General features: G+C 28.9%; 23 protein-coding genes. 18 read left to right on the top strand and 5 right to left on the bottom strand.

What is annotated here, in order from left to right; all coding sequences use genetic code 11:
* Window positions 1-37: 37 nt before the first annotated feature.
* Entirely contained in the window at window positions 38-475 is a 438-nt protein-coding gene (locus tag RSA29_RS14165; RefSeq protein ID WP_346943399.1) for a GNAT family N-acetyltransferase, read from the bottom strand.
* A gap of 72 nt (window positions 476-547) precedes the next feature.
* Window positions 548-1,306, bottom strand: coding sequence for a TIM barrel protein (locus RSA29_RS14160; protein ID WP_346943398.1), 759 nt, complete (start codon window positions 1,304-1,306; stop codon window positions 548-550).
* 259 nt (window positions 1,307-1,565) lie between these two features.
* Here RSA29_RS14160 and RSA29_RS14155 point away from each other — a divergent pair, with 259 nt between their 5' ends.
* The 5 genes from RSA29_RS14155 (at window position 1,566) to RSA29_RS14135 (ending at window position 4,051) form a co-directional block, all read left to right on the top strand.
* Window positions 1,566-2,000 carry an NUDIX domain-containing protein gene (locus RSA29_RS14155; RefSeq protein ID WP_346943397.1) on the top strand — a complete coding sequence of 145 codons (435 nt, stop codon included), beginning with the start codon at window positions 1,566-1,568 and terminating at the stop codon, window positions 1,998-2,000.
* A gap of 123 nt (window positions 2,001-2,123) precedes the next feature.
* Window positions 2,124-2,621, top strand: coding sequence for a pyridoxamine 5'-phosphate oxidase family protein (locus RSA29_RS14150; RefSeq protein ID WP_346943396.1), 498 nt, complete (start codon window positions 2,124-2,126; stop codon window positions 2,619-2,621).
* A 32-nt stretch (window positions 2,622-2,653) separates the two neighbouring features.
* Window positions 2,654-3,481 carry an NAD-dependent epimerase/dehydratase family protein gene (locus RSA29_RS14145; protein ID WP_346943395.1) on the top strand — a complete coding sequence of 276 codons (828 nt, stop codon included), beginning with the start codon at window positions 2,654-2,656 and terminating at the stop codon, window positions 3,479-3,481.
* A 140-nt stretch (window positions 3,482-3,621) separates the two neighbouring features.
* Window positions 3,622-3,864 carry a hypothetical protein gene (locus RSA29_RS14140; protein ID WP_346943394.1) on the top strand — a complete coding sequence of 81 codons (243 nt, stop codon included), beginning with the start codon at window positions 3,622-3,624 and terminating at the stop codon, window positions 3,862-3,864.
* Window positions 3,865-3,910: 46 nt separating this feature from the next.
* The gene (locus tag RSA29_RS14135; RefSeq protein ID WP_346943393.1) at window positions 3,911-4,051 is read left to right on the top strand and encodes a hypothetical protein; all 141 of its coding nucleotides are present in this window, start codon (window positions 3,911-3,913) and stop codon (window positions 4,049-4,051) included.
* A gap of 168 nt (window positions 4,052-4,219) precedes the next feature.
* Here RSA29_RS14135 and RSA29_RS14130 read toward each other — a convergent pair whose 3' ends face one another.
* Window positions 4,220-5,179 carry a hypothetical protein gene (locus RSA29_RS14130; RefSeq protein WP_346943392.1) on the bottom strand — a complete coding sequence of 320 codons (960 nt, stop codon included), beginning with the start codon at window positions 5,177-5,179 and terminating at the stop codon, window positions 4,220-4,222.
* Window positions 5,180-5,424: 245 nt separating this feature from the next.
* Here RSA29_RS14130 and RSA29_RS14125 point away from each other — a divergent pair, with 245 nt between their 5' ends.
* From RSA29_RS14125 to RSA29_RS14110, 4 genes are all read left to right on the top strand, one after another.
* Complete coding sequence (locus RSA29_RS14125; RefSeq protein WP_346943391.1) at window positions 5,425-6,021, top strand: HAD family phosphatase; 597 nt, start codon at window positions 5,425-5,427, stop codon at window positions 6,019-6,021.
* Window positions 6,022-6,295: 274 nt separating this feature from the next.
* Window positions 6,296-6,832 (top strand): DUF402 domain-containing protein, encoded by a 537-nt coding sequence (locus RSA29_RS14120; RefSeq protein ID WP_346943390.1) that lies wholly within the window; start codon window positions 6,296-6,298, stop codon window positions 6,830-6,832.
* Between the two features lie 200 nt (window positions 6,833-7,032).
* On the top strand, window positions 7,033-7,731 hold the full coding sequence (locus RSA29_RS14115) for a sulfite exporter TauE/SafE family protein (RefSeq protein ID WP_346944444.1): 699 nt from the start codon (window positions 7,033-7,035) through the stop codon (window positions 7,729-7,731).
* Window positions 7,732-7,973: 242 nt separating this feature from the next.
* Entirely contained in the window at window positions 7,974-8,498 is a 525-nt protein-coding gene (locus RSA29_RS14110; RefSeq protein WP_346943388.1) for a biotin transporter BioY, read from the top strand.
* Between the two features lie 154 nt (window positions 8,499-8,652).
* Here RSA29_RS14110 and RSA29_RS14105 read toward each other — a convergent pair whose 3' ends face one another.
* Together RSA29_RS14105 and RSA29_RS14100 are read right to left on the bottom strand one after the other, a co-directional pair.
* A complete protein-coding gene (locus RSA29_RS14105) occupies window positions 8,653-8,916 on the bottom strand; it encodes an ATP cone domain-containing protein (protein WP_346943387.1) in 264 nt (87 codons plus the stop codon).
* A gap of 130 nt (window positions 8,917-9,046) precedes the next feature.
* On the bottom strand, window positions 9,047-9,730 hold the full coding sequence (locus tag RSA29_RS14100; protein WP_346943386.1) for an MgtC/SapB family protein: 684 nt from the start codon (window positions 9,728-9,730) through the stop codon (window positions 9,047-9,049).
* A gap of 471 nt (window positions 9,731-10,201) precedes the next feature.
* On the opposite strand from RSA29_RS14100, the gene RSA29_RS14095 reads away from it, so the two are divergent.
* The 9 genes from RSA29_RS14095 (at window position 10,202) to RSA29_RS14055 (ending at window position 19,821) form a co-directional block, all read left to right on the top strand.
* Entirely contained in the window at window positions 10,202-11,593 is a 1,392-nt protein-coding gene (locus RSA29_RS14095; RefSeq protein ID WP_346943385.1) for an NCS2 family permease, read from the top strand.
* Between the two features lie 146 nt (window positions 11,594-11,739).
* The gene (locus RSA29_RS14090) at window positions 11,740-11,898 is read left to right on the top strand and encodes a hypothetical protein (RefSeq protein WP_346944443.1); all 159 of its coding nucleotides are present in this window, start codon (window positions 11,740-11,742) and stop codon (window positions 11,896-11,898) included.
* A 563-nt stretch (window positions 11,899-12,461) separates the two neighbouring features.
* Complete coding sequence (locus tag RSA29_RS14085) at window positions 12,462-12,800, top strand: hypothetical protein (RefSeq protein WP_346943383.1); 339 nt, start codon at window positions 12,462-12,464, stop codon at window positions 12,798-12,800.
* Window positions 12,801-13,052: 252 nt separating this feature from the next.
* Complete coding sequence (gene asnB, locus RSA29_RS14080; protein WP_346943382.1) at window positions 13,053-14,888, top strand: asparagine synthase (glutamine-hydrolyzing); 1,836 nt, start codon at window positions 13,053-13,055, stop codon at window positions 14,886-14,888.
* 162 nt (window positions 14,889-15,050) lie between these two features.
* Entirely contained in the window at window positions 15,051-15,524 is a 474-nt protein-coding gene (gene def / locus RSA29_RS14075; protein WP_346931669.1) for a peptide deformylase, read from the top strand.
* Between the two features lie 370 nt (window positions 15,525-15,894).
* A complete protein-coding gene (locus tag RSA29_RS14070) occupies window positions 15,895-16,287 on the top strand; it encodes a hypothetical protein (RefSeq protein ID WP_346931668.1) in 393 nt (130 codons plus the stop codon).
* A 742-nt stretch (window positions 16,288-17,029) separates the two neighbouring features.
* On the top strand, window positions 17,030-17,245 hold the full coding sequence (locus RSA29_RS14065; RefSeq protein ID WP_346931666.1) for a DUF896 domain-containing protein: 216 nt from the start codon (window positions 17,030-17,032) through the stop codon (window positions 17,243-17,245).
* Window positions 17,246-17,275: 30 nt separating this feature from the next.
* Window positions 17,276-18,187: an HPr(Ser) kinase/phosphatase gene (gene hprK, locus RSA29_RS14060; RefSeq protein WP_346943381.1), complete on the top strand. Its 912-nt coding sequence runs from the start codon at window positions 17,276-17,278 to the stop codon at window positions 18,185-18,187.
* 227 nt (window positions 18,188-18,414) lie between these two features.
* Window positions 18,415-19,821, top strand: a complete 1,407-nt coding sequence (locus tag RSA29_RS14055) for an aminopeptidase (RefSeq protein WP_346931664.1) — start codon at window positions 18,415-18,417, stop codon at window positions 19,819-19,821.
* Window positions 19,822-19,884: the final 63 nt, after the last annotated feature.

Below are 19,884 nucleotides of genomic sequence, written 5' to 3'. Positions count from 1 at the left end.
ACCTATAAACTAGACACTTTTTTTATATGTGTCCGGTCTATAGGTACCATTTTAAGCCTATATGAGTTTTGAAATATTCTTTTTTATAAAACTCATCGGCTCCTTCCGTTGAAAGTAAATCTAACCGTGTGTTAGGGTATAAATTATGACATACATCAATCAATGCTTTTCCTAGACCATTTCCTCTATAATTAGAATCAATTATGATTTCTGCTATATAAGTGGTGACTTCGCCATCTGTTAATCCACGAAGTAATCCAATTATCATATTTTCAACAACAACAACAAGGGCAATAGAGGAATTTTTCCATGCATTTAATGCAGCTTTTTCTCTTTTAATGAAAGTCATCCATCCTTCTCTTTCATATAATAATTGAATGGAAGGAAAATCTGTTTCAAGAAATTGTCTGATAGAGATACCATTTGGTAACTCTGATTGCAAAATTATATCTTCGGTTAAAGTGACTTTATTCATTAAATTACCTTCTTTCGTAATTATTTAAACACCATATTACTATAGGTGGTTTGAAGTTTGTTTGGAAAATATTTAAATAAAGCTATGTTCCTTCAAATATAAAATAGATTCTTCTGTTTCATCAAGCTTGGTTTCAAGTGACCATTTAGCATCAGGTGCATATATTTGAAGTAGTTCTAATGTATTATATATATTAATGTTTCCTCTACATAAGCCATAGTGACCATCGGATGCTCCATCATTATTATGAAGATGTACATATCCTATTTTATTGTTTAAACCTTTAATCCAAGTCTCTAATGATTTTGAAGAATTTACATTGACATGACCTATATCTAGACATGCTGTAAAGCGTGGATTATCTACAGCCTCTATTAATTTGCTAAGCAATAAATAATCATCCTCACAAACATTTTCAATATGGATTTCAATATCATCATCCAATTGTGATGAAAAATCAATCCAAAAATCTATAGATGTTTTTAGCCATTGATCTGGAAAATATGATTTAGGTACGTATCCAGCATGAAGTATCAAATGTTTAGCGTTTAGAATTTTAGTAGTATTATATGCCTGTGAAAATCTTTTTTTTACTACTTTAATGATTTCTGGATCTTTACTTCCTGGAAATAAATCAATAAATGGACCATGTAATGAACATTTTTTAATATCGGTTAATTTTATTTTTGTATTATTGATTGTTTCTAACATATTAGTAATCATATAAGGTTGCATAAAACCTTGGATTTCAATTCCTAAATTAAATTCTTTTGCAAGTTCAAACACTTTATCTGACTCATCTCTTATACTTGAAACAAAAATGTCTTTCAATATTAAATCACTCCTTCATTATTAGGATAGCAAATATATAAAAAAATTACAATTATAGTATTATTGGTAAATAGGCATATGCTTAATGTATAATAGAGTAAAATAGGTATTGATTGATTTAAATACTTATTTTGAGGTGAAAACAAGGGGTTTGGAGACCTTGAAAAATACAATAGAATATAGTGGAATGAACATTATAAATAAGAGCTTTTAGAAAAATAGTAAGTTTAAAGAATAGTGGGGAAGTGAGTGGGTATCAATGAAAATCAATTTTTATAACTTTAAGGATGTGGAAGATAGTAAGCTAAAATTTGCTGTAGTAATGGCGAGATATAAAGACCAATGGATATTTGTTAGACATAAAGAAAGAGATACTTGGGAGATACCAGGTGGACATAGAGAAAAAAATGAAGCTATTAAGGATACAGCATCAAGGGAACTATATGAAGAAACTGGTGCTATTAAGTTTAAGCTAAAATGTATATGTATTTATTCTGTTTTTATGGATGAGGATGATACATTTAGTTATAATGAATCCTTTGGTGCTTTATACTATGCAGAGGTTGAAAAGTTAGGACAACTTCCTGAATCAGAAATATGTGAAATACAGTTATTTGATAGTCAGCCTGAAAATTTAACTTATCCATTAATTCAGCCACATTTATTTAATAAAGTAGGTCGGATTTACACTTAGATAGTGAAATAGAATCAAGAAAAAATGTTAGCTTATTGTAGATATATGAGTATAAATATAGATGAAAAAATTATTATAGTCACACAAATATAGAACAGAGAAAGAAGTATGGAGGGAAAATATATGTTTAAAGAATTAAGAATGGCGAAGTACAAAATGGAAGAAGAACATCAGAATGAAGTTTTAAGTAAGGGTGAATATGGAATAGTATCAACAGTGGGAGCGGATGGGTATTGCTATGGGGTGCCAGTAAACTATGTATTTTTAAACAATGCTATATATTTTCATTGTAGATTAAATGATGGACATAAAATTGATAACATCAATTATCATGATAAGGTTAGCTTTACGGTTGTTGAGAATGCAAAGATAATAGCTGAAAAACTAGATACTAGGTATGATAGCGTAATTGTATTTGGAAAAGCAACTGAGTTAAAGGATGAAGATAGAGATGAGAAGATAGAAGTCTTAAAGGAAATAGTATATAAATATGCTCCAGATTTCATGAAAAGTGGAGATGCTTGTATTAGTAATAGGGTAGATAAAACTAATGTGGTTAAGATTTCTATTGATCATATATGTGGAAAGTCTTCTTATCTTGAGGGTGATACAGAGAGGTAGTATAAGAACTTATTAAAAATAGGGGTGATGTGATGAAAGTTTTAGTATTAGGTGCTAGTGGATTTTTAGGAGGTCATTTATACAAAAAACTCAAGGGAGATGGGAAGTTTCAAGTGCTAGGAACTTTTAATAATAGTAGTAATAATGAGGAATTAGCAAGGGTTGATGTTACAAATCAGGATGAAGTTCAAGGTGTGATGAAAGCATTTAATCCAGATGTAATTATATGGAGTCTTATGAGTACATATAATGAAGAGGTTATGGTGAAATCAGGTCTTAATAATATTTTAAGAACTATTTCTAAAAATGCAAAGTTAGTTTTTATTTCTTCAAATGCAGTATTTAGCAGTGGGAAAGGGAATTATAAAGAAACAGATAAGCCACAAATTAGAAAGGAAAATGATAATTTAGCCCTTTATGCTATGGGTAAAATATATGGAGAAGAAATAGTTAAGGATATGAATAATTATATAATTGTTAGACCAGGAGCTATTTATGGAAAAGATATTTACGGTAGATGGGATAAGCGAATAGAAAAGTTTATTAGTGAAATAGAAAACCATAAAGAAGTTATAAGAACGAAGAATTTATATAATACCTTTGTAAAGGTAGAAGAGTTAGCTAGTGGCATTATAGAACTTATTAAGATGAATTATAAAGGAATAATACATTTAGGGCCACAGAATAAAGAAAGTTATCATAGCTATTACAGAAGGATATCAAAACAACTAGGGCTAGATGATAATATAGTAAAAGGTAATATAATTAGTGATGAGGAAGCAGAGAGGGCAAATATATTATTGGACAACTCAATAAATACGGACAAAGCTAGGAGCTTGTTAGGTAATGTGTTTCTATGAAGATAGCTTTCGAACATATAAGATAACACTTTTGGTATAAATGTAAAACAATGTAAAAATTATTTTATGTTAACTTTATATAATTATGGTGAAAAGAATATGAATTAAGTAAAATATGATGATATGGGGTGGGGAAGCTAATGTACAGAATTAATAAAATTGATATTAGTAATTTAACAGAAACTGAAATTAGAAATTTACAACTAATTAATAATAGTATAGTTGAAAAATATAGTTTTTTAAATCAGTTTAAGGACATTGATAAATATAAAGATTTGTATTTATCAACATTTACTGGGGCCGATAAAGAGTTGTTTACACTTCAGAATGATTCTTTAATATGTGGAATATTAAATTGTATTAAGTCGTCTGATTGGAGTTAAAAAATCCTATAGGGGGAGAGGGCTAGGAAAATGGCTTTATGCATCTATGTATAAAAGACTATTAGAAAATGTTGATTTCGAGAAAGTGTTTGTATGCCATCATCCTGAAAACAAACATGCTATTAATATTAGTGAATGGATTGGGTATAAATTTAACTATTTAGAGATTATACATGTTTTATTTTAAGGAGATTGAATTATTTGAAATAGAAAAATAAAAGTTGCCAAAAGATTCTTCTTCTATTTCTGTGGTCAAATAACTTAAAAATGTAAAAAATACACCAACTGATCTTCCAATGAAATATCTTTAATAAATCCTTTGAAAATAAATTTGGTGAATAATTCAGGTTTATACTTAAGTGACTATTAGTTTAAGTTTGTCCCATGCTGGTTTATACTTATTTACGATTCTAAGTATATCTTCCTCTTTTATATCCTTAAGTCGTTTTAAGTCCATGTTATGTTCTAAATCCTGAATTTTAACATTGGTTGCAATAGGGTTTGAGGCTATTCTATCAATATAATTAGAGTAATCCTCATTATTTCTTTTAGTTAGGCAGTCAATGGCTTCTATTACTTCACAAGAAAATCCATGATTTTCAAGGGTTTCTAATGTGTAGGATGTATCCTCAACTACATCATGTAAAACACCAACAATTTTTTCTTCTTCGGTTTTCATTTTCATCATTACATGCAATGGATGAAGAATATATGGTTGACCAGACTTATCCTTTTGGTTTTTATGGGCTTTAACAGCTATAGAGATTGCTTTTTCTAAAGTATTCATTTTAACCATCCTTTTCATATATTTATAAAAATAGGTACTAATTGAATTGAAATTAAATCTAGTTTTGAGCTCCAATTTGCATTCATTCATTATAGTATTATAATTTGAAGTATTTAGGTTCCTCCATGCAGTGTTATATTTTTTGATATATGTAATCATTTGTTTATCAGAAATATTATTCATTCTTTTAACATCCATATTGTTGGTTAAATCAGAAAGTTTAACTCTTAAGGCGAGAGGATTCAATTTAATTCTATCTAGATATAAGTTATAATGTTCTTTTTTTCTATGGGTTATGGCATCTACAGAAGCTAGGATTTCATTAGAAAATTCTTCTTTTTTCAGTCTATGCAAAGAATATTCAGTATCTTCAACCACATCATGAAGTATAGCAACAATCATTTCTTCCACAGTATTCATGTTAAACATGACAGAAAGGGAATGAAATATTTTAGGGGTGCCTTCACTGTCTATTTGATTTCTGTGATATTTCACCGCTATTGATATAGCCTTTTCTAAAGTACTCATAATTAGCCACCTTTTAATAAATAAAATTAATAATTTATTCTTTAAATTCTTTGATAAATTTTCAAGTTATATTTATTATTACAATATTTTTTTTATTTCAGGATGTTAGTGTAATAAAATTAGTATATCATCATATAGATACTAATTTCAAAATAATAATGATTATATGTAAATATATTTCATAAAATGTTATAGTTATCCAATGAAAGTATATAAATTAAAGAAAGATTAGGTAGGAGAGCAACATGATTAAAAATGTAATTTTTGATATAGGTAATGTATTATTAAGTTTTAATCCTATGGAATACTTAAGGAGAAAAATCGATAATGAGGGAAAAGTACAAGAGATCTATGAAGAAATATTCTTAAGTGAAGAGTGGTTAATGCTTGATAGGGGAATAATAACAGAGATAGAAGCAGTAGACAGGTTATGCAGTAGACATAAGGAGGATGCTGAACTCATAAACATAGCAATGGATAATTGGTATGAATTACTTAAACCTATAGAAGAAACAGTAAATGGATTAGAAGAATTAAATAATAAAGGGTACAAGCTTTATTATTTATCAAACTTTCATGATATGGCTTTTAAGGAGATAAATAAAACCCATGGGTTCTTTAAATTATTCCATGGAGGAGTTGTGTCCTATGAAGAGAAATTACTAAAACCAGAAAAAGAGATTTATGAAAGACTGGTGGAAAGATATAAGATTATCCCTAAGGAGTCTATATTTATAGATGATACAAAGTTAAATGTTGAAGCAGCTAAAAGACTAGGATTTAAAACAATACATTTTCAGGGTGAAATAGATATAATTCAATGTATCAATAATTTTAAGTAAATATGGGGTGTTATTAATAGTGGAATAAATAATCAGGTGAGAAAAGTAGAATATTTTAATTGAAAATAGTGATTATTACATTCATTATACTAGACTGGAGCTTGTAATTAAAGCGATAAAAGAACTATTAATAATAAGAGATTACTGAAATATAGATGAAAATCCATATGATTAGATGGGTAACATTGCTAGTATATCTAGAATACATTAGCAATATAGAAGAAATTTAATTTTAATTATGTGAGTTTAATAAATTTGCTAGGAGTGAACAAGGATGAAGCGAAGGTATGCGGATAAACCAGATTGGAGCAGAGTTTTAGAGCGAGAGTTTAAAGTAGAATACATTAGCAATGAAGAGTTAAAAGGATATATATCTATTCTATATATTAAGTCGGTGAGAGAACCATTAGTTATTCAGACTTTAGGAGAAAACTATTGCATTGCAGCAGAAAATTACTCTTGGATTCAGTATTTTCCAGATAATAAGAATTTTGTAGTAACTGTGATGCTTAATGAAAAGGGAGAAATAATCCAGTGGTATTTTGATATATCTGAAAAATATCAACTTACAGATGAGGGAATGCCATTTTATGATGATTTATTCTTAGACCTAGTTGTATTAACTAATGGACAAGTCATAGTTTTAGATGAGAGTGAATTAGACGAAGCTTTAGAGGTTGGTGAAATATCAAGGAATCAGCATGAAATAGCATCATTACAAGGGAAAAGTCTTAAATTATGGTTAGAATCAAATAATGAAGAATTAAATTATTTAACTAAAAAATACTATTTATATTTAAGAGAAATGTGAAATAAGTTTAATTGAAATGAGGATATGGAAGTTTATATATTGATATAGCTAGCGTAGGTAAAGAGGTTTATGTAACCTCTTTTTTAGTTATAAAAAGGACTATATAGAATTAATATTGATTAAGAGATAAGGTAATAAGTTGTTAGAATTAGTGACATAATATCAAGGAAAACTAAAAAGGGAGTGTTTTTGTGATTTATGTGTTATTTTTTATTATTGTTCTTTTAACCAATATTATACAAGGTATAACTGGTTTTGCAGGAACGGTGCTCGCTATGCCTTTTTCGATTATGTTGTTAGGTATAGAGATTGCAAAGCCGGTGTTAAATATTCTTACTATAGTAGCTTGCCTTATAATTGTATTGAAATCCTATAAACATATTATATGGAAAGAGTTTTTAAAAATTACATTTATTATGTTGATGGGTGTTTTTATTGGAGAATATATATATAATATTTTTCCCGTGGATACACTATTAACTATTTATGCTGTTTTCATTATTGTTATAGCATTAAAAGGAATGTTTATAAAAAAAGAACATGATTTAAATGAGACAATTTTAATAGGTATTATTTTGGGGGCGGGAGTAATCCATGGAATGTTTATATCTGGAGGGCCGCTATTAATAATTTATGCGGTTAAAAGAATAAAAGATAAGGAAAGTTTTAGAGCCACGTTATCTCCAGTGTGGATTGTGCTAAATACATATATATTAATTAGGCAATCAATAGGAGGAATTATTACTTACGATATACTTGGAATCGTATTAATAACAATACCAGCATTAATTATTGGAGTTATTATAGGTAATAGATTAGCTGAAAAAATGAGCCAAGAGACATTTTTGAAGCTATCCTATGTATTATTGTTAATTTCAGGAGTGAGTTTAATTCTGTAATAAAAGTGAATATAATTATATGTAAATACCCTAAATTTTGTGGCAAAATAAATAAAAAAATATCCGTTACCAAGTTAGATATGCTGGTTAGCGGATTTTCTTTTTATTTGAAGATAATAATGTTAAATTTATAGATGCTGTAAACCTATTTAAAACTAAGGGTTGACAATGTCAAGGTTAATTAATATAATATTATGGAATAGATAAGAATGAAGTGTTATTACACATAGGGGGGGCAAACATTGAAAATAAAAACTAAAGAGATTATATTTTGTGCATTATTTGCAGCTTTAACGGCAATACTTTCTCAAATATCAATACCGTTACCATTTACACCGGTGCCAATAAATCTTGCAACAATAGCAGTGTGTCTTGGAGCTGGACTATTAGGTGCAAAGCTTGGTGCGATGAGTCAAATAGTATATGTAATAATTGGGGCAATTGGAGTTCCTGTATTTGCAAACTTTACTGGTGGACTTGGGGTTGTTGTTGGACCAACGGGTGGTTACATAATAGGTTATATTGTAGCAACTATATTAATAGGAGTTATAATTAATAAACTTGGTAAAGGTATATATACATATATGATAGCTATGGGGATAGGTATTTTAGGTTGTTATGTTCTTGGGACAGCATGGTTTATGTATTTGACTAAAAATGGTTTAGTTGAAGCTTTACTTATGTGTGTAGTTCCATTCGTAATAGGGGATGTATTTAAAATCATTTTATCTGCATTTTTAGTTAAAAGGCTTGAAAAAGTCATTTAAAGTAGTTGACCTAATATATAAGATAAAGTGAGAACCTAGAAAATTTATTTATGGTTAAAATAATTCACCTTCAAAGGATTACAACTGAAGTAATGCTTTTAAAGGTGAATTATTATTTTTATGTATATTTAAACACACTTGAGTCCTAGTTACACTAGAAAATGTTTAACATATAAGATTTAGCTATGTCTTTATAACCATATTTGATAAGTGCATCAATTACTATGCTTCTTACTTCATAACTACTAGTAAGATCTCTGGACAAAAATTTGAGAATATTTTCAACATCAGAAACAATCAACTCAATTTCCTTAGAGTTAAGATGAATACCAGTGTCATTAGATGCATTTTCAATGGATGTTTTAACTTTTGAAGATTGAAAATCTACCTGGATACCATTTTTCTTAATAATTTTCACAGTTTTCCCCCCAATATGTTTATTATATGATTTATTACAATTGTTATTTAATTCATTATATCACTTATTAAATCAATAAGCATACAATAAATCAAATACATTGATTGTTAAACTGATTTGCAGATGAATACTACTCATTTATTTTCCAACCACCAGCGATGACACCAGGTTCGGCAGTGATTTTATTTACTAGATGCTCAATAGATAAATCATTTTTGTCGACTACAACAATATTAGCTTTTACACGTACCTTTTCAGGAATGTCCATATCCTTAGTTTCTAAGTTCTTTAATAACATATTTTCGTTAGCAGTTAAATTCATAAGTAAGCTTCTTATTTGAAATTCCTGATCCTCTGCACATCTTATGTTAATTTCATATTCAAATTCATCGTCTGACTCAGAAGATTTAATATTATACATCCTTCTAGCAATTGGTCTTAATGCTACATTGGATATTACTATAGTTAAAGCACTTATAATTGCTTCTGTTATATATCCAGAACTAGTAAGAACTCCGACAGCGGCAGTACACCAAAGGGTTGCTGCTGTATTTAAACCTCTTACATTAAATCCTTCCCTTAGTATAACCCCTCCACCTAAAAATCCGACACCTGTTACGATTTGACCAGCTATACGACTTTTATCGGGAATTCCTTCCAGAGAAGCAAACATAACAAACACACAAGCACCAACACACACTAATACATTTGTTCGAATTCCTGCCATACGCTGTCTATATTGTCTTTCAAAACCAATAGTCATCCCTAAGATGAATGCTGTAATTATTCTTATGATAAAATCTTCTAAGGCCATTAGACTCTGTCCTTTCACTGAATAAAATAATTTTAATTGAAAATTCTGATATGAAAAATATAAAATATAATTTTGAAGTATATAAATTATAATTAAGACTTAAAGATAAAATCTTTAAGTAATTTTAAAAAAGTGGAATGTGTAAATTTAATTAGATCATATATATATTATTATAATGTCACTTGATTATTAGTAATTTCCTTAATGGAATTAATTTATCCAACTAAATTAATTCCATTAAGTTAAGTTTAGGTTACATTTTTGTTATTATTATGTTATTTATCAATTTTTATGAAGGATTTAAAATATTTGTGTAGAATATTAAATGTGCAAATAATGTTAAAAATGTAATTGGAATTTTCTATATGGAAATATACAGAAAAGTTGAATTACTACATAAAAATTTAAATCATTAGCATTATTTAAGCGAAGAAAAAATATACATATTTAATAGGGGGGGCGGTATTTATTATGGAAAAATTTTTCAAGTTAAAAGAGAACGGAACTAATGTGAAAACTGAGTTAATGGCTGGATTAACTACATTTTTAACAATGGCTTACATTTTATTTGTAAATCCACAAATATTAGCTATTGCAGGAATGAACAAAGAGGCCGTATTTATGGCAACAATATTGGCAGCGGCAATTGGTACCTTTATTATGGGATTTGTTGCAAATGTACCTTTTGCACAGGCACCAGGGATGGGATTGAATGCATTTTTCACCTTTACTGTAGTATTAGGATTAGGATTCACATGGCAGCAAGCACTTGCTATGGTATTTATATGTGGATTAATAAACATATTAATTACAGTAACTAAAATTAGAAAAATGATAATTAAGGCTATACCAGTATCACTACAATATGCAATTTCAGGAGGTATTGGACTTTTTATTGCCTACATTGGAATTAAACAAGCTCATTTTTTAAACTTTACAGGGGAGCTTGCTAATAAAGTTTTTGCTGCAGGAGAGACGGTTAAATATTTTGATGTTATTCCTGCATTAACAAGCTTTAAAGATCCTATAGCACAACTTGCTTTAATAGGATTAACAATAACAATTATTCTAATGTTATTAAAAGTTAAAGGTGCTATTCTTATAGGGATTTTAGGAACTACTGTTATAGGTATATTTACAGGAGTTACACAGGTTCCGGATTTTTCAACTATGAGTTTTGCTATACCTAGTTTAGAACCAACATTCTTCAAATTAGATTTTGTAGGGTTATTTGAAGATCCATCAAAGATTTTCTTTGTAATTACTACTATATTTGCATTTTCATTATCAGATACCTTTGATACTATAGGAACATTCCTAGGAACTGGTAGAAAATCTGGTATATTTGATGAAAATGATGAAAAATTATTTGAACAAGCCAATAGTAAATCATCAAAATTAGAAAGAGCGTTATTTGCAGATGCAACAGCTACATCAATAGGTGCATTATTAGGTACAAGTAATACTACTACTTACGTAGAGAGTGCTGCAGGTATCGGTGCTGGTGGTAGAACAGGATTAACATCTGTTACAGTAGGTGTTTTATTTTTAGTATCAATTTTCTTTGCCCCACTAATGGGAATTGTTCCAGGTGCTGCGACGGCTCCAGCTTTAATAGTTGTTGGAATATTAATGATGGAATCTTTTGGAAAAATAAATTGGGAAGATTTCTCAGAAGCTATGCCTGCATTTTTCATTGCAATATTTATGCCTTTTGCTTATAGTATAACAACAGGTATTTCAATAGGGTTTATATTCTACTGTATAACTAAAGTTTGCAAGGGGAAAGCAAAGGACGTTCATCCGATTATGTATATTGTATCAGTGTTATTCTTGATAAATTTCATTATAACAGCAGTATAATATATATAAAGTATAGGTAAATAATAAGGAACTATGCAAAATTATTTGTTTTGCACGGTTCCTTATTTTTATTGAATGACTAAAATATATTGATATTAAGAACTAAGATATATTTATACAATACAAGGATAATTAAAAATAATATAATGACTTTCAAAAGCTTGTTAAATACAGACTCACCTGTTGATTTAGTTTTAAAGTTAAGTATATGTATATTTAATTTAATCGGAAAAAATAATTCTATTCCTTGGCATGTAAGAAGATCTAAAGCAAGATGTGAAGCATATCCAAATAAAAATCCATAACACAAAGTTATAATAACAACATTCCATTGGCTTATGAAAATTAAGAATAAGCTTGAGAGATAGAGAAAAAGTAAAAATAGTAAACTATGAGTGAACCCTCTATGTTTAAGTTTTCTACCAAAATGTTTCGAAATAAATGGATATCGTTTACTTATATAAGAGCTTTTAAGATCTATATCAGGAAATGATGATCCTATATATGCAGCATAAAAGTATATGCCTATTAATAAAATTTTATAGGCTAAAATATAATTATTTGTAGGTTTAATAATTTGGGGGTACAAAGCTAAAAGCGCAGCAAGAAATCCCCCAGTTGAATGTGTTTGTTTTGTCATTGTACACCTTTTAATCTTTATCTTAAGTATTTAGTATATATTTTATTATATATCAATATATATGTAACGTACATATGTTTTCATAAATTATTTTAAATAGACATAATTATGAAATTACTATGAATTTAAAAATTATTTTTAGTATTTAATTTTACACACATATTAATATTAGTTAATAGGGGTATCCTATATGATATGGATAATATTCTAAAATTCAGGAGATGAAATATGTTAATATTTAAGCTTATAACGGTAGGTTTAGTAGCAATTTATGGAGGGTTATCGCTTTTTGCAGCATTCATGGGACTTCGTGGTGGAGAAACTAGGATATGGGCAAATCTATCTATGGGATTAGGAAGTATACTTATAATTTTAGGACCATTTATAGAAATGTATAAGGGCATAAGTATGAATTATGTTTTGATTTTAGGACTATTACTAATACATATAGCCACAATTAGTCATGATTACAGAATTTTTAATGGGGTTAGCATTAGGCCCAATATAGTGAGAATTTGCATTTCAAGTATAATACTAATTATATATTATAAAGGATATATAAGATGAGAAATAGCGAGCTCAGTTTGTTATACAATATTTATCATTAGGTAATAAAATCTTATATAATAGTTTCTTATAATAAGAAACTAATTTAAAGAATTCTATATAATAATTATGTGAATAGTTTGTATCCTATTAGATATTCTTTAATCATAAAAATCTATTGATAAATGTATTAAAAGCATAGATCAATGGGATATAAAGTTAAAATATAGGAGTAAGACTGATACCTTTACAAAAAAATGGAGGATATGCATAATGTGTGGTATAGCGGGATGGATAGACTATGAAAAAAATATAAAAAGTAAAGAATCAATTATAACTAATATGTCCAAAACATTAGTGAGGAGAGGGCCAGATGCTGGCGGGGTTTATGCTAGTGAAAATGCTTGTTTAATTCATCGGAGATTAATTGTTATCGATGCAGAAAATGGAAAGCAGCCAATGAGTTATAAAAAAGATAATAAAAATTATACGTTAGTTTACAACGGAGAACTCTATAATACTACAGAGCTTCGTAGAGAACTTATTTCTCTTGGATATGAGTTTAAGGGACATTCGGATACAGAAGTATTACTTGCTGCATACGTTTGTTTTGGGGATAGTTGTGTTGAAAAGTTCAATGGTATATATGCCTTTGCAGTATGGGATGAAGTAAATAAAAGGTTATTTTTAGCTAGAGATAGAATGGGTGTAAAACCTTTATTTTATTATTGTTATCAGGATGGGATTGTTTTTGGTTCCCAAATTAAAACTTTGTTAAAGAATCCTATGGTTAAACCTATAATTGACAATGATGGGTTAAAGGAAATATTTATGTTGGGTCCTGGAAGAACTATGGGTGAAGGGATTATTAAAGGGGTCAAGGAGGTTAAGCCAGGACAATTTTTGGTGTTTGATAAAAATGGAGTTAACATTAATACTTACTGGAGTTTGAAAGCAAAAGAGCATGAAGATGATGTGAAAACAACTGTTGAAAAAACTAGGAGTTTAATTAAAGATGCTATAGAGGGCCAACTTGTTTCAGATGTACCGCTTTGTTGTTTTTTATCGGGAGGACTAGATTCAAGTATTATTTCAAATATTGCAGCTGATTATTACAAAAAAGAGGGTAAGGGACAACTTACAACATATTCTGTAGATTATGATGATAATGAAAAATATTTTACAAAAAGTATATTCCAACCAGATAGTGATATGGAATATATAAAAATTATGACAGATAAAATTAGATCGAATCATGAGCAAGTAATACTACAAAATTATGATCTTGCTGAGGCTTTAGAAGCTGCTACGGATGCTCGTGATCTTCCTGGAATGGCAGATATTGATTCATCTTTATTATTATTTTGTAAAGAGGTTAAAAAAAATTTCACCGTTGCAGTGTCTGGGGAATGTGCAGATGAAATTTTTGGAGGATATCCGTGGTATCATAATAGTGAAATTCTATTTGAAGATTCTTTTCCGTGGTCTCGTAGCTTGGAAATAAGAAATAGCATATTAAAAGATGGAGTGCTAAAAAATGGAGATGAATATGTATTTCAGAGATATAGTGATACGGTAAATAGAACTGATAAGCTTCCCACAGATAGTGTTTTAGACTCAAGAATGCGAGAAATGTTTATGCTTAATATTAATTGGTTTATGCAGACTCTTTTAGATAGAAAAGATAGAATGAGTATGTACAATGGTCTTGAGGTAAGAGTACCATTTTGCGATCATCGGCTTGTGGAATATGCTTATAATATGCCGTGGAATATTAAATCGTTAGGTGGAAGAGAAAAAGGGATTGTAAGGGAATCTATGATTGGGGTATTACCAGATAAAGTTCTTTGGAGGAAAAAGAGCCCATACCCTAAGACCCATAATCCTATATATATGAAGATAGTTAGTCAAAAAGTTAAAGAAATTTTAAAAGATAAGAATTCAATAGTTGCAAATATATTGAGTCATGAAAATGTTCAGGGCATAATAAATAATCCATATGCGATTACAATACCATGGTATGGCCAACTTATGAAGGCACCACAGATATTAGCTTATATTATACAACTTGATTATTGGTTTAAAGAAAATAATATTCAAATTGTTTAGATGAAGTAGAAATATTAATACAATAATTGAAATATATGATTCCGTAAAATATAATTATAATTGATAATATGTTTTTACGGAATTTTATAATATGTAGGATGAAAAAATGATGAAAGTGTGATTTAATATATTTATAAGGAAATGTCGAAGGGAGAATATAAAATGGCAGTTAGAGAAATTGTTCAGTATGGTGATGAACATTTAAATAAAATATGTGACACTGTAGTAGAAATAAATGAGGAAATAAAGAATTTAATAAAAGATTTAAAGGATACATTATCAACCGTTGATGGTGTTGGTCTTGCATCTCCACAAATAGCAGTGAATAAAAGGGTGGTATTAATTGATGTAAGTCCTGACAATACTGACCCAATAATCTTAATTAATCCAAAAGTTTTAGAGATGTCTAAGGAGACTGATAAGGATTACGAAGGGTGTCTTAGCTATGTAGGGCATGAAGGTATTGTGGAAAGACCAATAAAAATGGTAGTTGAGGCTTTAAATGAGGAAGGCACACTTATAAAATATAATGTGGATAATTTTATGGCAAGGGTATTCTGTCATGAAATGGATCATTTAGATGGAATAGTTTACATGGATAAGGCTGAAGAAATGTACGAATTAGTAGAAGAATAATTTGAAAAAAACTTTTGTAAAGGTGGAAGTAACATAACCTTTACAAGGTTTTTTTGTTTCTTTATTCTTAGTATAGGCACTAGTGTTTAGATCTGTATTATTGTATATGTTCCAATTAAGTTTATATATTTTATTTTCAAGAAATCTATCATAAATTTTATCTTTAATTTTAAAGTACACACTCCTAATTAGAATATATATAGTGAATTTGACTTAGTGTTTTATTTTTATTAATAATAGGTAAACTATATTTAAGGGATAGGTATAGTAATAAAATATAATAATTAATGTAGTAAATATATAAAGTATAATAAATTTATCTAGGATAGTGTAGTTAAGTAATACAATTTATAAATAGGAGGAAGAAATAATGAATAAGGAAGAAATAATTGAAATTCTAGAGGAAAATGGCATTGAGGACATTCAAGAGATAAAAAAACATAAAGGGTGCTTTATAGTAAAATTCGCTTATGAATTTGATGATGTTGAGGTCGAAGGTGCTAGAGAATGCGCAAATGAAGAATGTGAAGAAGAAAAAGAAGGTCAGACGTGGTATGAAGAATATTTCTTGCCATATTTAAACGATATGGCAATTGATAATATAAACGATATAATAGATGAGATATCAGAAGAGTATGATTTAGACTATGAAATGTTGTCTTTTGAACTTTCAGAAGATTGTTGTGATATCATGAAGTTCTTAGTCGCTTTCTACAAAGAGGAGTTACCAATAGATATCGATGATTTAATTTTAGAGTTATAGAAAAAAGTTTATAGTATTAAATATATTTTGATGCGTTTCAGGCTCCATTGGAATATTTGGTCAATAGAAATAAAGTAAGATGGAGCTGAAAAAATTTATTACTAAAATAACGGAAATATGCGAAATTAAAGAGAATAGTGATGTTTAAGTACTGATAAATAATGATTAGATATTAAGCTAGTTTTTTCTTGGAATTAGAAGTTTTATTAGAATTAAGTTTTTGATATTTAACTATATATCCATCCAAATGTTGAGAGCAAATTACAACAATGGTATCTGTTGGTCTTCTAAATCTTAAAAGTAAATGTAATAGAATTTTAAAAGATTTAATTTTTTGGTTTAGAACTTGAAGTTTTAATAACATAAAAACACATCCTTAAAATTGATATCTTAAGTTTAACAGAGAAAATGGATAAAGTTAACTGTTATTAATAGTCAAATTCGCATATTATTTTACAAAATATATGATAAAAATGGATAATATAGGATGAAAGCACATTCAGGAAAATTATGGAAACGACAATTGTGAAATTGAGCCATTTGTAATATTATGGAAAAGATAAAATTCGACATATGATTAATGATATATTTAATTATATTAAATATATTGGGCTGTTTTAGCGCGTTGAAAATTGTTATGATAATTGGAACTATTGGTATATAATTGTAAAATGCAAAAGGCATGTTTTGGATAGATAACATAGTATAAAATGTATTTTAGTTTAGTCAAGGAGGAAAAATAATGAGTTTATCATATAAAAATGTAGATGAAATGAAGATAGAGGATGTCACTTGTGAAATAAATGCCCTATATAAAAAGAGTCAAGAACAAGGGCTTACAGAAGTGGAAAAAGAGAGACAAAAAGAATTAAGGCAAAGGTATATAAATAATGTTAAGAAAAATTTCAGATCACAATTAAGTGGATATAAACCGGCAGATTCTAAGCCTAAGAATTAATTGGAAAGTAAAATATTTGGAGGTATTGAGGTGGGAGTAAAAGTTTTAGATTTAGCAAATAATTTTAATCTGGAGATAGTTGTTGAAGGGGATTTGGAATGTAATATAGAAGGTAGTGATATAAATAGGCCTGGATTACAATTTGCAGGATTCTATGATTACTATGATAATAAAAGAGTCCAAATCGTTGGTAAGACTGAGTGGAGTTATTTGAATTATCTAGACTCAGAGGTGAGACTTCGTAGAATTAAAAAATATTTTTCTCTCCATGTACCGGCAATAATTATAACAAGAGGACTTGAAATGCATGAGGAATTTCTTCAAGCAGCAAGAGATAAAAATGTTAGTGTTTTAAGGAGTAATGTTAAGTCAACTAAATTTATAAATAGAATTAGTAACTTTTTAGAATCGAGACTTGCACCGGAGACAAGATTACATGGCGTTTTAGTAGATGTGTATGGCATCGGTATATTGATTATTGGGGAAAGCGGAATAGGAAAAAGTGAAGCTGCTCTTGAACTTATAAAAAGGGGGCATAGATTAGGTGCAGATGATGCTGTGGATATAAAGGAGATAGATGGAAACTTATTTGGAAGTTGTCCTTATATAACTACAGGAATGTTAGAAGTTAGAGGTATGGGAATTATTGATGTGTCTGCTGTATATGGAAGTAGTTGTATAGTTTCTCAGAAAAAGATTAGCCTAGTAATTAGCTTGGCTAATTGGGATGGTGATCATAAGTATGAGAGACTTGGTATAGATAAGGAGTATATGGAGATTTTAGGAATAGAAGTTGAAAAAATAATGTTACCTTTAAAACCAGGGCGTAATATTGCTGTAATAATAGAGGCTGCAGCAGCAAATTACAGATATAAAGCAACATCTAATTCTACAGCAGTAGAAACAATTGAAAAACGAATTATGGACGGTGAAAACAAATAATAAATTTATTGTGAAATTTATCTTGTCAAAGTATAGTTTTTTACAATTAACTCATACTATTATAGATAATTGTAAATGCAATTCAAATTCAATTATAAAAAAAAATTAAAGTCTAAAAATTATAAATACAATTTAAATTTAGTCTAATTTGAATTGTAAATAAATTTATTATAGGGTAATATTAAAGTAGTAATTTTTATTATATGATTTAGTGGGAGGGATTTTAGATGGAAGATTTAAAAAACTTAGAGAAAAAATATGAATCAGTTTGGGACAAATATACACAAGAAGATGTGAAGAATGCATTTGAATTATCAGACAGATATATTGACTTTATGTCAAAATGTAAAACTGAAAGAGAATGTGTAACCGAAACAATAAGATTGGCAGAAATAGAAGGTTATAAGGATATTAATACTTATATTTCAGAAGGCAAAAAATTACAAGCAGGTGATAAGGTTTATGCCAACTGTATGGGAAAAACTCTTGCTTTATTTTTAATAGGAACTGAACCATTGGAAAAGGGATTTAAAATATTAGGAGCTCACGTAGATTCTCCAAGAATAGATTTAAAACAAAATCCGCTTTATGAAGATTCTGATTTAGCAATGTTGAAAACTCATTACTATGGTGGAATTAAGAAGTATCAATGGGTTACAATACCATTAGCTATCCATGGTGTAGTTATTAAAAAAGATGGAACACCTGTTAACATAGTTATAGGAGAAGATGACAAGGATCCTGTTGTTGGAATATCTGACTTATTAATTCACTTATCAGCAGATCAAATGGCAAAAACTTTAGCTAAAGGAATTGAGGGTGAAAGTTTAAATGTTTGTGTTGGTTCTATGCCAGTTGAAGATAAAGATGCAAAGAATAGAGTTAAACTTAACATTCTAAGACTACTTAATGAAAAATATGGAATAATAGAAGAAGATTTTGTTTCAGCAGAATTAGAAGTTGTTCCAGCAGGAAGAGCAAGAAGTTATGGGTTAGATAGTTCTATGGTTATGGCTTATGGACACGATGATAGAATTTGTGCATATACTTCATTCGAAGCTATGATGAGAATTAAGAGTACTGATAAAACTTGCATAACACTACTTGTAGATAAAGAAGAAGTAGGTAGTCAGGGTGCAACAGGTATGCAATCAAGATTCTTTGAGAATACTATAGCAGAGATTGTAAACTTAGTTGGAGATTACAGTGAACTTAAAGTTAGAAGAGCTCTTGCAAATTCTAAAATGCTTTCCTCAGATGTAAGTGCGGCTTATGATCCGAACTATCCATCAGTAAGTGAAAAGCAAAACACTGCATTCTTTGGAAAAGGTGTATGCTTCAATAAATACACTGGTTCAAGAGGAAAAGGTGGATGTAATGATGCGAATCCAGAATTTATAGCAGAGTTAAGAAGAATAATGGATAAACATAATGTTTATTGGCAAACATCAGAGCTTGGAAAAGTTGATCAAGGCGGCGGTGGTACTATAGCTTACATTCTTGCTGAATATGGAATGGAAGTTATAGATTCAGGTGTTGCACTACACAATATGCATGCACCGTGGGAAATCGCAAGTAAAGCAGATATATATGAAACTTGCAGAGCTTATGAGGCATTCTTATTAGAAATATAGATTAAATAATAGATTACAATGTACCTTAAAGATTAGACAAATTAAATGTCTTATATTTAGGGT

Origin of the sequence: Clostridium sp., assembly GCF_036660475.1 — a bacterium.
GTDB lineage: Bacteria > Bacillota > Clostridia > Clostridiales > Clostridiaceae > Clostridium_J.
The sequence above is the reverse complement of the archived record's forward strand: the minus strand, read 5'-3'. Positions and strand labels throughout refer to the sequence as shown.